This is a genomic window from Mesorhizobium sp. B2-3-10, assembly GCF_006442275.1.
GTDB lineage: Bacteria > Pseudomonadota > Alphaproteobacteria > Rhizobiales > Rhizobiaceae > Mesorhizobium > Mesorhizobium australicum.
On sequence record NZ_VFVT01000001.1, the window covers coordinates 816,932 to 831,480 of the forward strand.

General features: G+C 64.8%; 14 protein-coding genes. 10 read left to right on the forward strand and 4 right to left on the reverse strand.

The genetic code is table 11. From position 1 onward, the window contains the following. The first annotated feature begins 36 nt into the window (after positions 1-36). The 5 genes from FJ943_RS04130 (at position 37) to FJ943_RS04150 (ending at position 4,426) form a co-directional block, all read left to right on the forward strand. A complete protein-coding gene (locus tag FJ943_RS04130; protein WP_140719956.1) occupies positions 37-558 on the forward strand; it encodes an RNA pyrophosphohydrolase in 522 nt (173 codons plus the stop codon). A gap of 97 nt (positions 559-655) precedes the next feature. After that, complete coding sequence (alr, locus tag FJ943_RS04135; protein WP_140719958.1) at positions 656-1,795, forward strand: alanine racemase; 1,140 nt, start codon at positions 656-658, stop codon at positions 1,793-1,795. A 271-nt stretch (positions 1,796-2,066) separates the two neighbouring features. Further along, positions 2,067-2,489: a nucleoside diphosphate kinase regulator gene (gene rnk / locus FJ943_RS04140; protein WP_140719960.1), complete on the forward strand. Its 423-nt coding sequence runs from the start codon at positions 2,067-2,069 to the stop codon at positions 2,487-2,489. A gap of 14 nt (positions 2,490-2,503) precedes the next feature. Next, on the forward strand, positions 2,504-3,046 hold the full coding sequence (locus tag FJ943_RS04145; protein ID WP_140719962.1) for a nucleoside-diphosphate kinase: 543 nt from the start codon (positions 2,504-2,506) through the stop codon (positions 3,044-3,046). A 123-nt stretch (positions 3,047-3,169) separates the two neighbouring features. Next, complete coding sequence (locus FJ943_RS04150) at positions 3,170-4,426, forward strand: D-amino acid dehydrogenase (protein ID WP_140720368.1); 1,257 nt, start codon at positions 3,170-3,172, stop codon at positions 4,424-4,426. A gap of 60 nt (positions 4,427-4,486) precedes the next feature. Here FJ943_RS04150 and FJ943_RS04155 read toward each other — a convergent pair whose 3' ends face one another. The 3 genes from FJ943_RS04155 to FJ943_RS04165 form a co-directional block, all read right to left on the reverse strand. Then, positions 4,487-6,631 (reverse strand): phosphatidylserine/phosphatidylglycerophosphate/cardiolipin synthase family protein, encoded by a 2,145-nt coding sequence (locus tag FJ943_RS04155; RefSeq protein WP_140719964.1) that lies wholly within the window; start codon positions 6,629-6,631, stop codon positions 4,487-4,489. After that, a complete protein-coding gene (locus FJ943_RS04160) occupies positions 6,628-7,071 on the reverse strand; it encodes a hypothetical protein (protein WP_015315209.1) in 444 nt (147 codons plus the stop codon). The genes FJ943_RS04155 and FJ943_RS04160 overlap by 4 nt, the downstream gene beginning before the upstream one ends. A gap of 188 nt (positions 7,072-7,259) precedes the next feature. Then, positions 7,260-8,141 (reverse strand): LysR family transcriptional regulator, encoded by an 882-nt coding sequence (locus FJ943_RS04165; protein WP_140662594.1) that lies wholly within the window; start codon positions 8,139-8,141, stop codon positions 7,260-7,262. Between the two features lie 158 nt (positions 8,142-8,299). Between FJ943_RS04165 and FJ943_RS04170 the strand changes: the two genes are divergently transcribed. Next, positions 8,300-9,796 (forward strand): CoA-acylating methylmalonate-semialdehyde dehydrogenase, encoded by a 1,497-nt coding sequence (locus tag FJ943_RS04170; protein WP_015315211.1) that lies wholly within the window; start codon positions 8,300-8,302, stop codon positions 9,794-9,796. A gap of 236 nt (positions 9,797-10,032) precedes the next feature. Then, complete coding sequence (locus tag FJ943_RS04175; RefSeq protein ID WP_015315212.1) at positions 10,033-10,338, forward strand: hypothetical protein; 306 nt, start codon at positions 10,033-10,035, stop codon at positions 10,336-10,338. 25 nt (positions 10,339-10,363) lie between these two features. Here the strand turns inward: FJ943_RS04175 and FJ943_RS04180 are convergent, their stop codons facing one another. Then, positions 10,364-11,056 (reverse strand): GntR family transcriptional regulator, encoded by a 693-nt coding sequence (locus FJ943_RS04180; protein WP_051041241.1) that lies wholly within the window; start codon positions 11,054-11,056, stop codon positions 10,364-10,366. Between the two features lie 70 nt (positions 11,057-11,126). On the opposite strand from FJ943_RS04180, the gene FJ943_RS04185 reads away from it, so the two are divergent. The 3 genes from FJ943_RS04185 to FJ943_RS04195 are packed head-to-tail and all read left to right on the forward strand — an operon-like array spanning position 11,127 to position 14,393. After that, positions 11,127-12,020, forward strand: a complete 894-nt coding sequence (locus tag FJ943_RS04185; RefSeq protein ID WP_140719966.1) for a dihydrodipicolinate synthase family protein — start codon at positions 11,127-11,129, stop codon at positions 12,018-12,020. Positions 12,021-12,039: 19 nt separating this feature from the next. Next, positions 12,040-13,377, forward strand: coding sequence for an FAD-dependent oxidoreductase (locus FJ943_RS04190; protein WP_181174489.1), 1,338 nt, complete (start codon positions 12,040-12,042; stop codon positions 13,375-13,377). A gap of 14 nt (positions 13,378-13,391) precedes the next feature. After that, positions 13,392-14,393 carry a 4-hydroxyproline epimerase gene (locus FJ943_RS04195; protein WP_015315216.1) on the forward strand — a complete coding sequence of 334 codons (1,002 nt, stop codon included), beginning with the start codon at positions 13,392-13,394 and terminating at the stop codon, positions 14,391-14,393. Positions 14,394-14,549: the final 156 nt, after the last annotated feature.

Sequence of the window (14,549 nt, forward strand, 5' to 3'; positions counted from 1 at the left end):
CCAAGGCCTTCGGAAGGCGACTGGAGAGACTAAGTGATGCCGCAGACGAAAAAAGTCGACCGCGAAACGCTGCCCTACCGACCCTGTGTCGGGCTGATGATCCTCAATGGCGAGGGGCTGGTCTGGGTCGGGCATCGCATTGCCGAACCCGACAGCGAGTTCGCCGGCACGACGCAGCTCTGGCAGATGCCGCAAGGCGGCATCGACAAGGGCGAGGAGCCGTTGCGGGCCGCCGAGCGCGAGCTCTACGAGGAGACCGGCATGCGCAGCGTCTCGCTGTTGGCAGAAGCGCCGGACTGGATCAACTATGACCTGCCGGACCATCTGGTCGGTATCGCCTTCAAGGGGCGGTATCGCGGCCAGACGCAGAAATGGTACGCCTTCCGCTTCCACGGCGATGCCAGCGAGATCCAGATCAATCCGCCGCCGGGCGGCCACACAGCCGAATTCGACAAATGGTCATGGCGGCCGATGCAAGACCTGCCCGACCTGATCGTGCCGTTCAAGCGCAAGGTCTATGAAGAGGTGGTGGGCGCGTTCCGTCACCTTGTGCCATAGCTGGACGGGCTCCGGCCGCGGTTCAAACGCCCGCGGTTGCCGCGCCGGTTCGACCGCCTTATTGATTTGATGTCTGTCCGTCACAAGAAGGGCCGCCATGTACGACGCCCCCAAAAGATCACTGCCCGAGGAAGCCGACGCCCCGAGCGAGGCTGCTGCCGGGGCCATCCTCACCATCGATCTTGGCGCGATCCGTGAAAATTACCGGCGACTGAAGGCGCGGCTGGGCGGCGTGCGCTGCGCGGGCGTGGTCAAGGCCGACGGCTACGGTCTGGGTGCGAGCCAAGTGGCATCGGCGCTGATGAAAGAAGGCTGCGACATCTTCTTCGTCGCTCTGCTGGACGAAGGAATCGCGCTCCGCAAGGCGATCGGGGCCGGACCCGCGATCTATGTGCTGAACGGTCTGCCGCCAGGTTCCGAGGGGGAAGCGGTCGCGTCTGGTCTTTGCGCGGTCATCAACAGTGGCGCACAGTTGAGGGCCTGGCGCGCGGCGGCCCATCGCGTTGGCCAAAGACTTCCGGCCGCGATCCAGATCGACAGCGGCATGTCGCGGCTTGGCATGGCGCCGCCCGAAGTCGAGGCCATGGCCGGCGACACCGCCGCGTTCGATGGCATCGCCATCAGGTATGTAATGAGCCACCTGGCCTGCGCCGACGAGCCGCACCATCCCGCCAACGAACAGCAGCGGCGGGCCTTCGAGCGGTTGCGTGCCATGCTGCCCGGGGCGCCCGCCTCGCTCGCCAATTCCTCCGGCATCTTTCTGGGACCGTCCTACCATTATGATCTCGCCCGCCCTGGCGCCGCGCTCTACGGCATCAATCCGACGCCTGCCGAACCCAACCCGATGCTGCCCGTGGTGCGGCTGCAGGCCAAGGTGGCGCAGACGCGCGGCGTCGAAAAGGGCACCGGCATCGGCTATGGCCACACCTACCACGCGGAAGGGCCGCTCAGCCTGGCGACGATCTCGTTCGGCTACGCGGATGGCTGGCTGCGCCGGTCCGCGTCGGCCGCCTGGTTCGAGGGCGCGCGCCTGCCCTTCCTCGGACGCGTGTCGATGGATTCGATCATTCTCGACATCTCGGCCTTGCCGCCCGGCAGGCTCCGCGAAGGGGATCTCGTCGAACTGCTCGGCCCTTCACAGAGCGTCGACGATGCCGCCGGCCATGCCGGCACCATCGGCTACGAAATCCTGGCCAGCTTCGGAACGCGGTTTCACCGGCGCTATGTCGGCGGCTGAGCGGTTTGGCCGCGCTTGACAAGCGGACGCCTGTCGGCAAGGTTCGGCGCATGAGCAACCTCGCTTATAGCACAACCTTGTTCAGGGTCTGCCCGATCGCGGGATCGTAGCCCCGGCGCGGCCGCCTTCTGGCGTCCGTCCGTACCGGGGCATCCATACATGCACAATCGCAAGCCGAACAGCCCTTCGCGGCTGCCGGCCTTTCATCACGCCGCCATCAGTGCGGCGGCAGGCGCGCATCCGTTCGATGCGCCGATCCATGAGGTTTGCCATGCAACATGCAAAAGAACTGCGTCCAAACAGCCATATTCTGATCAGCGAAGCCGACCATGACAGGCTGACCGGCCTGGCGAGGGCGTTGCTCGATCGCGCGCCCGAGACGGCCGAGGAGCTGCTTTCGGAAATGGACCGGGCCGTCGTCACGAACGCGGCGGCGATGCCGGCCGGTGTGGTGCGAATGGGCTCGACGGTTATGGTGCGCGGCGAAAGCGGGGACATCCAGCGCATCATGCTGGTCTACCCGGGCGAGGCCGACATAGCCGAGAACCGGATCTCGGTGCTGACGCCGATGGGAACCGCGCTCATCGGCGCGAGCGTTGGGCAGGCGGTTTGCTGGAGCGGTCGTGGTGGTCGGGAACTGTCCGTGACCGTCGAGGCCGTCGATACGCCGGCTTCCGGCCCGCAACGAGCTTGATGGCGGAGGCGGTGATGACGAGCACGAATTGCTGCCTGACGACGAAGGACTTTGCCGTTCTCGAAGTCATGCTGGAGCGCCGGCGGGCATTCGCGGATCCGATCGTGCGCATGCTCGAACACAAGCTTTCATGCGCCGATGTCGTGCCGATCGATTCGGTAGGCCCCGACATCATCACGCTGAACAGCAGGGTGGTGTTCGGCGTCGATACCGGTCCCGCGGAGACGCGAACCCTGGTGCAGCACGAGGTGCGCGGGCCGGTCGGCTCCAGCCTGTCGGTCGCAACGAGGCGCGGGCTCTGCATGCTTGGCATGGCGCAAGGCCAGACTGCAATGGTCGAACACGCCGACGGCCGGCGGGAGTCGATCCTGATCCGGGCCGTGCTTTACCAGCCGGAGGCTGCCCGGCGCACGGTCAGGCAGAAACACCAGGCTGACGCGCAGCGACCGCACGGGCTCAGGCTTGTCTACAGTGCCGCAGCCGATTGGAGGCCTCTTGGCGAGACGGCCGGAATGCGGCAGACAGAAGACGACGACCCCGGTCCCTCGGCGGCGTGAATGGGCAACAGCGCGTGGTCTCGAAGATCGACATCGATTTTCGCTCGGGATCATGCGCAAATCGAAAAATACGGCCACGTCCACGGGCGTCCTGAGGACGCTCGGCGCGGCAAGGAGTGAATGATGAAAATCATGGTGCTGGGCAGTGGCGTGATCGGGGTGACCACGGCCTATTATCTCGCCGAGGCCGGCCACGAGGTGACGGTGATCGACCGCCAGAAAGGGCCGGGGCTGGAAACCAGCTTTGCCAATGCCGGCGAGATTTCGCCCGGCTATGCCTCGCCCTGGGCCGGCCCCGGCATCCCGCTCAAGGCGATCAAGTGGCTCTTGATGAAGCATGGTCCGCTGGTGGTGCGGCCGGCCTTCGATCCGCATATGTGGACGTGGCTGGTCAAGATGCTGCGCAACTGCACCGCCGAGCGCTACGCGATCAACAAATCGCGCATGGTGCCGCTGGCGGAATACAGCCGCGACACGCTGAAGGCGCTGCGCGAGGCGACCGGCATCGCCTATGACGAGCGGACGCAGGGCACGCTCCAACTGTTCCGGACGCAAAAGCAGCTCGACGGCACATCAGGCGATGTCGAGGTGCTGAAGAAATATGGCGTGCCCTATGAGGTCCTTGATCCCAACGGCTGCATCGCGGCGGAACCGGCGCTGGCGGGGGTGCGTGAAAAATTCGTCGGCGGCCTGAGACTGCCGGGCGACGAGACCGGCGACTGCAAGATGTTCACCGACAGGCTGGCCGAGCTCTGCGTGGCGCGCGGCGTCAAGTTCGAATACGACACGACGATATGGCGCGTCATCCGCAGCCGCAACCGCGTCAACAATATGAGCACCAGCAAGGGCTGGCTGACCGCCGACGCCTATGTGATGGCGCTGGGCAGCTATTCGGCTGGTTTCATGCGCCGGATGAAGCGACCGATCCCGGTTTATCCGGTCAAGGGCTATTCGATCACGGTGCCGATCAAGGACGCCGCCGCCGCGCCCGTGTCGACCGTGATGGACGAAACCTACAAGGTCGCGATCACCCGGCTCGGCGACCGCATTCGCGTCGGCGGCACGGCCGAGATTTCCGGCTTCGACCTCAGGCTGCATGAATCGCGCCGGCGCACGCTCGAACACTCGGTCGGCGACCTGTTTCCGGGAGCCGGCGCGATGCGCGATGCGACGTTCTGGTGCGGGCTGCGGCCGATGACGCCTGACGGACCGCCGTTGATCGGCCGCACGGAGCTGTCCAACCTCTATCTCAACACCGGCCATGGCACGCTCGGCTGGACCATGGCCTGCGGCTCGGCCAAGGTTCTGGCCGACATCATCTCCAACCGGGTGCCCGATATCGACGTGCGTGCCTTGGCCCAGGAGCGTTACCTGAAATAGCCCCCGCGCGTCTCGCGCTTTATTCTTTGCTTATGTCGTTGCCCCGGAACCGGGGCGATATCAGAACGCCTGCCTGACCCACGCCTCGTCGAACAGCAGCCGGTAGGCCCACGGGATCGTCACATTGGTGGCGACCGGGTTCGAGTGGGCGAGGTAGTCGTCATAGACCGGCTTCATCCTGGCGTAGAAGGCGCGGTCGAGCACCATCATGCCGTTCTCCGAATCGTGGAAGAAGCTGCGGTTGTTGAGGTTGACCGAGGAGATGGCAACCAGCCTTTCATCGATCATCATGATTTTGGAATGCAGCACCACGTCAGGCGCCTTGAACTCGCGGATATCGATACGGTCGCCATATTTCTCGACGAACAGCTTGTTGAGCGCGGTGAGAAACCTGCCCCCGATATCGCCCTTGAGGTCGATGCGGCCGACAACGTCGATCCTGACGCCGCGGGCGAGCGCCCGGTCAAAAGCCTTGGCGAGGCTCGGCGTCAGATTGAGGTAGGGGTTGACGATCTGGATATGGTGCCGGGCGGCATCGACCAGTTCGACGAAATAGGCCTCCAGCGCATGGTCATCCTCATAGGGCATCGAGATGAAATGCCGGGCATTGCCCCGGGGGCCATCTCCGCGGACCGGGATGGAGAAGGGGCGCGCCAGGTTGGTGTCGGCGTCGCGCAGCCATATCGTCGACAGCTGCGCGGCGAGCGTCTCGACCGTCGCCCGGTCGGCGAACTCGATGTCGAAGTCGCTCCAGTTCGAGTAGTAATTCAGCGAAAACCCGTCGGTCTTGCCGTATTGCTCGAGGTCCGGATAGCGCGACAGATCGATCGGCTGGTGGAACAGGAAACCGTCATGGATGTTGCGGCCGCCGATGATGACGCGCGAGCGCGCGGGGTCCTGCGCCAGCGTGGCCAGCATCTTGACATGATGGACCTTGTGCAGTTGTGAAATCTGCTCGTCGATCGGCGCGCCGTGGTCCGCCCGCCAGCGATATTCCTGCAGCTCCACATTGGGGAATTCGGCGGCCAGCCGGTGCAGCATGGCGTCGTCCTTTTCGCGCTCCAGCACGTCGGTGACTATGATGCGCACCTTGGTGCCAAGCGCTGCATGATGGCGGATCAGCCGTTCGATGACGCGCCCGGAAAAGTCGGCCTTGAATTCCAGCGAGGACAGATAGATCAGCTTCAGCCTTGGCGCCTTCGAGAAATCGAGCGGCAGTTCCGGATCGCCCTTGTCTATTGCCGCATTGGACAGCGGCGCGCCCATCAGCGCCTCGACCTTGGCGTTGAAGCCGTCGCGCGACTTGCGCAGCAGCCTGGGCTCGCCGATCGGCATGGCGCAGGTCTGCGACAGCCAGCGGCTGGCATAGAAGGCGCGCTCGAGCGCATCGAGGCCTGCATCGCCGGGGACTGGGCAGCGCTGGTAGCGGCTGTCCAAGCTGGCAAGCGCCGGATCCGCGGTTTCTTCACGCCGGATGGTGAGCGGTGTACCGGTGGGCGCAAGGCTGGAGCGGATCCTCGCCGTGCACCGGTTCAGGGCGTCGCCCGGGAACAGGCTGACCGTGTCGTCCTCGCCGGAGAGGTGAAAGTGGAATGCCGCGCCGGCGGCGATGGTGCGTGAGGCTCCGCCAGCGCGGAGCGCCACTGCGCCGTCGCAACTGCCTTCGATGTCGGCCGGCTGTTTGCCCGCCTGGCGCACGACGATCTCGGTGCTGCGTGCCTGCAAGCCGGAGAAATCGAAAATCCTGGCGGCCGAGGGCCGCGCCGCCGCATCGATATAGAGCGTCTGCCGCGACACCCGCCAGCGGCCGTCGAAATGACCGTCACCGCTGCCCCCACCGACCGGCGGCAGATGAGCGTTGGCGACCGGTCCGGCCAGGTGCTGGAGCGTCGAATAGGTCGCCTGGAAATCGCGGTTCTGGACATCGAGGCGGTTGCGCCCGAAGGGGCCGGTGCCGTTGGCACGGTCCATGGCGCCGAGCTGGTTGTGGGCGAGCAGTGCCAGGAACCGTCTTTCATAGTCGCTGCCGCCGTCATTGCCGAAGAACTGCTCAGCCGCGACCCGCGACCCGGGCGTGCCAGCCGACAGCGAGGGCCGTGCGCAAGCCTCCTGCCCGGCCGATAGTTCGCAGGCATTGCGGCCCGCACCGCAGCCGGCAAGGGCGGCCAGCCCGAACAGGGCGAGGATGGCCGTGCGGATGTTCACCCCGTCGCCCCGGCCTTCATGACGCTCAACTGCGCCGGGTCGCGGGGCGGCATGAAACCTTGCGGGAAAACCTTGCAGACAGGGATGGCGAAGGTGGCGATCAGCAGGTCCGCCTCGCCGCGCATCTTGCGGGGCGCCGTCATGTCATCGCGGATCGCCCTCGCCGAGGCGACAAGGGCGCCGTCGCAGTCGCAATGGTTGCGGCGGGCGATGTAGCAGGCATCATGGGTTCGGCAAACGGCGTCGAGGCGATCGACAGGCCGGGCCGACAGATCGCCGGTGCGGGTGCCGGGACCGCAGTAATTGCCGATCACGAAAGGCGAGGGACGCGCCATTGCGTAGCGGATCGGTTTCGGCAATTCGGCTTCCGGAACTTTTGTCCATGGGTTGGCGCATGCGGAGACGAACAGCAGCGGCAGGATGGCAAGAACGGCTCGCATGTCTATCCGCGCCAGCTTTCTGAAAGATTTCCCCACCCGACCTGTCCCATGGCCGGCGACCGCACGCCTGATGCCACACTGGTCGGTTTTGTGGCAAGGAAAAGGCGGCGTGCGTGATCCAGGCCCGCGTTATTGTGATGTCGGCACCCTGCCTGAAGGGCGCGAAACCCGCAGGCATCTGGGCGAAATCAGGTAAACAACCCCCGCTCCCGTTCCACCGCCTTGGTGATGAAGGAGGCAACGATCTGGACGCGGCGCAGCGGTCTCACCGATTCGTGATAGACCAGCCAGTAGGCGCGGCGGATGGGCGCGACCACATCGACGGCGACCAACTCCGGCATCGAGCGGGCGACGAAGGTGTGCAGGATGCCGATGCCGGCGCTCGAGCGCACCGCTTCGGCCTGACCAAGTGCGGAGGAGATGGCAAAGCTGGTCCGCCAATCGGCGCTGAATTCGGCGGCGTAGTCGAGCGACGGGCTGACGATCAGGTCAGGCACATAGCCGATGAGGGTGTGCTGGCCAAGTTCGGCGGCGGTTTTGGGCAGGCCATGCGCGTCTACATAGCCGCGGGAGGCAAACAGCCCGAGCGAGTAGTCGACCAGTTTTCCCGCCACCAGCCGGCCTTCGGTCGGCCGCTCGACGGTTATGGCAATGTCGGCCTCGCGTCGCGACAGGGAGAAGGAGCGCGGCACCGGGACGAGCTGGATGGTGAGTTCGCGGTGCTGGGCGGTGAGTTCGCCCAGCCGCTTGGCCAGGAAAGCGACGCCGAAGCCGTCAGGCGCGCCGATGCGCACGGTTCCGGACACGTCGTCGCCTTCGCCCGATATGGTCGAGCGGGCGGCGATCATGTCGCCCTCCATGCGCTCGGCGATGTCGAGGAAGCGCTCGCCGGCCGGGGTCAGTTCGCTGCCGGTGGTCAGCCGGCGGAAGAGTTTCGTGCGTAACGCGTCTTCAAGGGCCGCGATGCGGCGCGAGACCGTGGCGTGGTTCAGCTCCAACCGCCTGGCGGCGCCAAGGATCTGGCCGGCCCGCGCCACGGCGAGGAAGATGCGGACGTCATCCCAGTTCATGGCGTTCCCCTGATGGCGATCTCGGGCGAGTATTGCGAGAATTGATGCTCGCGCGTCAATCGATATCTATTTTGCGCACAACGGTTGCGTTCTCCCTCGCGTTGCCATCGGCCGCCCAAAGGCGGACAATGCGACATCACAACCCAGGGAGAGAAATCATGATCGACTACGGTCATTTCATCGGCGGCAAGCGTGTCGCCGGCACCAGCGGCCGCAAGCAGGACGTCATGCAGCCGATGGACGGCACGGTGCGCGGCACGGTGGCACTGGCCTCGCAGGCGGAATTGCGCGCGGCGGTCGAGAACGCCAAAGCCGCACAGCCCAAATGGGCCGCGACCAATCCGCAGCGCCGCGTGCGCGTGCTGATGAAGTTCCTCGAACTGGTTGCCCGCGACTATGACGAACTGGCTGAGATTCTTGCGCGCGAACATGGCAAGACCATCGCCGACGCCAAGGGCGATATCCAGCGCGGCCTGGAAGTGGTCGAGGTTTGCATCGGCGCTCCGCACATGATGAAGGGCGAGTTCACCGACGGCGCCGGCCCCGGCATCGATGTCTATTCGATGCGCCAGCCGCTCGGCGTCGTCGCCGGCATCACGCCATTCAATTTCCCGGCGATGATCCCGCTTTGGAAGATCGCGCCGGCGATCGCCTGCGGCAACGCCTTCATCCTGAAGCCTTCGGAGCGTGATCCGGGTGTGCCGATGCGCATTGCCGAACTGTTCATCGAGGCCGGTCTGCCGGCCGGCATCCTCAATGTCGTCAACGGCGACAAGGATGTCGTCGACGCCATCCTCGACGATCCGGATATCAAGGCCATCGGTTTTGTCGGCTCGACGCCGATCGCGCACTACATCTATTCGCGCGGCACGGCGGCCGGCAAGCGCGTGCAGTGCTTCGGCGGCGCCAAGAACCACATGATCATCATGCCCGACGCCGACATGGACCAGACCGTCGACGCACTGATCGGCGCCGGCTACGGCTCGGCCGGCGAGCGCTGCATGGCTATCTCGGTGGCCGTTCCGGTCGGCAACGACACCGCCAACCGGCTGATGGAAAAGCTGATCCCGCGCGTCGAAAGCCTGAAGGTCGGCCCGTCGACGGATTCGGCAGCGGATTTCGGCCCGCTGGTTACCGCTCAGGCGCTGGAGCGCGTCAAGGGTTACGTCGACACCGGTGTCAAGGAAGGCGCCAAGCTTGTCGTCGACGGCCGCGGCTTCAAGATGCAGGGCTATGAGAACGGCTACTATATGGGCGGTTGCCTTTTCGACAATGTCACGGCCGATATGCGCATCTACAAGGAAGAGATCTTTGGGCCGGTGCTCTCGGTGGTGCGCGCGCCGACATATGAGAACGCCATCAAACTCGCCAACGATCATGAGATGGGCAATGGCGTCGCCATCTTCACCCGCGATGGCGACGCCGCGCGCGACTTCGCCAGCCGTGTCCAAGTCGGCATGGTCGGCGTCAACGTACCGATCCCGGTGCCGATCGCCTATTACACTTTCGGCGGCTGGAAGGCGTCTTCCTTCGGCGACCTCAACCAGCATGGCCCGGACGCGTTCCGCTTCTACACCAAGACCAAGACGGTTACCTCGCGCTGGCCGTCCGGCATCAAGGACGGCGCCGAGTTCGTTATCCCGACGATGAATTGACCGGACGCTTTTTTATCTGGTCTTCCTCGCTGCAGGGCGGATGAGAAGATCGATTGAACCTGAGGCCTAAGTCCCCGGACTTAGGCCTTTTGTTTTTGCAAACGCTAATGTGATGGAACCGGTGGGGGATTGCGCGACTTAGGGCTGCAATCCTGCCGTGGAGGAGGCGCGGCAGACAACCAGGGCGCCGACGGCGGGCCGGTGGCATTGCATCGTCCGGCGCAAGGAGGTGTCAAATGACACGACGTCTTACGGCGACAATGTTCGTTGCGGCGATGGCGATGTGCTCGTGCGCTGCTCAGGCAAATGCAGCTGGGCAATGCGCGCCACGCGCCGATATCGTGAAGGCGCTCGGCGAGAACTTCCACGAAAGCGAAGCCGGGCGCGGCCTGATCAACCCCAATGTGGTCCTCGAGGTCTTCGTTTCGGAACAAGGCAGCTGGACGGTCTTGGCTTCCGATACGAAAGGCCAGAGTTGTATCCTGTCGGTTGGCGAAGGCTGGGACAGCCCGACACTCAAGGCGGCCTTGCCGGGCGCCTGAGCGATTTGCCTTCGCGCTCTTGCAACTAGCGCGTGGCGGCGACCTCGGCATGGCCGCGCAGCAGTGCCATCAGTTTCTTGGCGTCCTTGGCGGCGCCTTCCTCATCGCCGTCCAGGATCGAGCGGATCAATGCAACATGGTGCTCGGCGGACTCCGCCAGCCCGGTGTCGGCCTTGTAGCGGAACCAGAAGCGGCGGCTGTGGGTCTGCAGGGGGGCGGCCAGCCGGGCGGCGAACGGGTTGTCGGCGGCCAGCGCCAGCGCCTCGTCGAGCGCCTTGTCGGCCTGGATGAAGGCGAGCACATTGCCTGATATCACTGCTTTCTGCATGGCGAGCGCCGCCTCGTGGAACAGGTCGGCGGCCTCGCGGGTGACGAAGCGTGCGGCCGAACGGGCGAGCACCACCTCGACGCCGCGCCTTGCGTCGAGCACACGCAGCCAGTCGCCGGGGTGCAGTGGCGCGATCGCGATGCCGGCGCGGGGCCTGACGTCTAGCAATCCCTCCCAGGCCAGCCGCTGGATCGCCTCGCGCACCGGCGTGCGGCCGAGCGCCAGCCGCTCGATCAGGGACCCCTCGGTGACAAAACTCGCCGGGGCCAGTTCGAGCGTGACGATCATGTTTTCGAGGACGCGATAGGCCTTGGTCGCCGCGGGCTCCGACACGATGCTTGCTTCCATGGATATCAAAGGCTCTCTCCTGATATATCTAGAATATATCATAACAGATTCCGCATTGACAGCAGCTTTCCTAACAGATATACGGCTGATATATCAGATGGAGAGATAAACTATGTGGACCGGAGTTTTCCCCGCCGTCACGACCAAATTCACCGCCGACGACCGGCTCGATCACGCCGAGATGGAGCGCTGCTTCGGCCTGCAAATGGATGCCGGCTGTGATGGCATCATCGTCTGCGGCTCGCTGGGCGAGGGACCGATGCTGTCGCCTGACGAGAAGATCGAGGTGCTGAAGACCGCGCAGAAGATCGCTGGCAAGAAGCCGGTGCTGCTGACGGTCAACGAGGCCGGCACCCGCGAGGCCGCCAGTATCGCCAAGCGCGCCGCCAAGGAAGGCGCCAATGGCCTGATGGTGGTGCCGAGCCCGATCTACCACACCAACGCGGAAGAGACGGTGGTGGCGCTGCGCGCAGTGGCGGAAGCCGGCGACTTGCCGGTCATGATCTATTCCAACCGCCTCGCCTACCGCGTCGATGTAAGCGTCGACCAGATGGAGGAGCTGGCGTCGGACAAGCGCTTCGTCGCCATCAAGGAATCCTCCGACGACATCCGCCGCTCGACCGAGATCATCAACCGCCTGGGCAGCCGCTACGACCTGTTCACCGGCGTCGACAACCTGGCCTTCGAGGCGCTCTCCGTGGGTGCCATCGGCTGGGTGGCCGGTCTGGTCACCGCCTTCCCGCGCGAGACCGTCGCCATCTACCAGCTTATGAAGCAGGGGCGCCGCGAAGAGGCGCTCGCCATCTACCGCTGGTTCCGGCCGCTGCTCGACCTCGATGTCTCGACCTATCTGGTGCAGAACATCAAGCTTGCCGAAGTGTTCGCAATCAACACCAATGACCGCGTGCGCATGCCGCGCATGCCGCTGTCGGGCGAACGCCGCAAGGCTGTCGAGAAGATCATCAAGGATGCGCTGGCGGCGCGGCCGACACTGCCGCAGTTCTAAAGAGGGTGGCGGCAGCCAGATGAGAGGCAGCGCCCAGGTGCAAGGAAAGTCCAAATCGACAGACAAGGGGCGGCGCTCCTCATCCGCCCTGCGGGCACCTTCTCCCCGTGAACGGGGAGAAGGGAGAGACATCGCCATCGTCGGTGGCGGCATCATCGGCATTTGCGCGGCTGCCTTCCTTGCCGAGGCGGGACTGGACGTCACGCTCTTCGACCGCACGGGCATCTGCGAGGAGACGAGCTCCGGCAATGCCGCCGCCTTTGCCTTCTCCGACGTGCTGCCGCTGGCGCACAAGGGCATGATCCGGCAGCTGCCAAAATGGCTCGCCGATCCACTCGGCCCGCTCAGCATTCCGCCCGCCTACCTGCCGAAGCTGCTGCCTTGGCTGATCCGGTTCTGGCGCGCCGGCGCGCCTGGAAAATATGAGGCGAGCTTGACGGCGCAGGCCGGCATGATGAAGCTTGCCGAGGCCGAATGGATGGATCTGCTCGATCGTTCCGGCACCCGGCCGATGCTGCGCGAGGACGGTTCGCTCGAACTCTACGAAGGCGAGGCCGAGTTCCGCGCCTCGCTGTCGGGCTGGGCGGCGCGCGAGCGCTTCGGCATCGGCTTCCGCCATGTCGAGGGCGAGATCCTGGCGGACCTGCAGCCGGGGCTGTCACCGCGCTTCGTCAAGGGCACTTTCGTGCCTGGATGGAAGACCGTCGCCGATCCAAAACTGCTCGGCAAGGCGGTGTGGGCGTACGCGCAGTCCAAGGGCGCCCGCTTCGAGATGGCCCGCATCGACCGCGTCGCGGCGGATCAGGATGCCGTGACGCTGACGCTGGCCGACGGCACGAGCAGGCAAGCCAGGCGCCTTGTCATCGCGGCGGGCGCCTGGTCGCATCTGCTGGCGCGGCAACTCGGCGATCGCATTCCGCTGGAGACCGAACGCGGCTACAACACGACGCTGCCGACGAGCGCCTTCGACGTGAGGCGACAGTTGATCTTTTCCGGCCATGGCTTCGTCATCACCCCGCTCGAAACCGGCCTGCGTGTCGGCGGTGCCGTGGAACTCGGCGGCATCGAGCGGCCGCCCAATTTCAACAGGTCGAAGGCGCTCTTGCGGAAAGCGCGGGAATTCCTGCCGGGGCTCGATCCCTCGGGCGGGCGCGAATGGATGGGGTTCCGGCCCTCCCTGCCGGATTCGGTGCCCGTCGTCGGCAAGGCGGCGCGAAGCCAGTCCGTGATCTACGCCTTCGGCCACGGCCATCTCGGCCTGACGCAGGCCGCGGCAACCGGGCGGTTGATCAGGGAATTCGTTCTGGGGCAGACTTCATCCGTTGATCTGGCCCCCTTCAGTCCACAACGGTTTTGATCTCGAGGAGCGACATGGCCAAGAAATCCTTCTTCTGCATCGACGGCCACACTTGCGGCAACCCGGTGCGGCTGGTCGCCGGCGGCGGCCCGCTGCTGCAGGGCTCGACCATGATGGAGCGACGGGCACATTTCCTGGCCGAATACGACTGGATCCGCACCGGCCTGATGTTCGAACCGCGCGGCCATGACGTGATGTCAGGCTCGATCCTCTACCCGCCGACGCGCGAGGATTGCGACATCGCCATCCTGTTCATCGAGACGTCCGGCTGCCTGCCGATGTGCGGTCACGGCACCATCGGCACGGTGACGATGGCGATCGAACATGGGCTGATCAAGCCGAAGACGCCGGGTGTGCTGCGGCTCGACACGCCCGCCGGCCTGGTCATCGCGGAATACAAGCAGGTCGGCGAGTATGTCGAGGAGGTGCGCATCACCAACGTGCCGTCCTTCCTTTATGCTGAAGGACTGGCGGTAGAATGTCCGGGGCTCGGCGAGATCACCGTCGATGTCGCCTATGGCGGCAATTTCTACGCCATCGTGGAGCCGCAGGCGAACTATCGCGATATGGCCGACTATTCCGCCGGCGACCTCATCGCCTGGAGCCCAGTGGTGCGGCAGCGGCTCAACGAGAAGTATTCCTTCGTGCATCCGGAGAATCCCGGGATCACCGGGTTGTCGCACATGCTGTGGACCGGCAAGCCGACGGTCGAGGGAGCCGATGCCCGCAATGCCGTCTTCTACGGCGACAAGGCGATCGACCGCTCTCCATGCGGCACCGGCACCTCGGCGCGCATGGCGCAACTCCATGCCAAGGGCAAGCTCAAGGCGGGGGATGCGTTCGTCCATGAATCGATCATCGGCTCGCTGTTCAAGGGCAAGGTTGAAAAGGACGTCACCGTCGCCGGCAAGCCGGCCATCATCCCTTCGATCGGCGGCTGGGCCCGCATGACTGGATTGAACACGATCTTCATCGACGACCGCGATCCGTTCGCGCATGGTTTCGTGGTCAAGTAGGAGAATCCTGACCCTGCGGAAAGGAGTGTGACGAAAAAACGAACCGTGTCAGGAATGCAACGATTCCTCTCATCACCTAATTTTGACGGTGATTTCTTCGAAACGGAGCGCATGATGCGGCTCAATCGTCAAAGACATTGCGTTATGCCAATGATA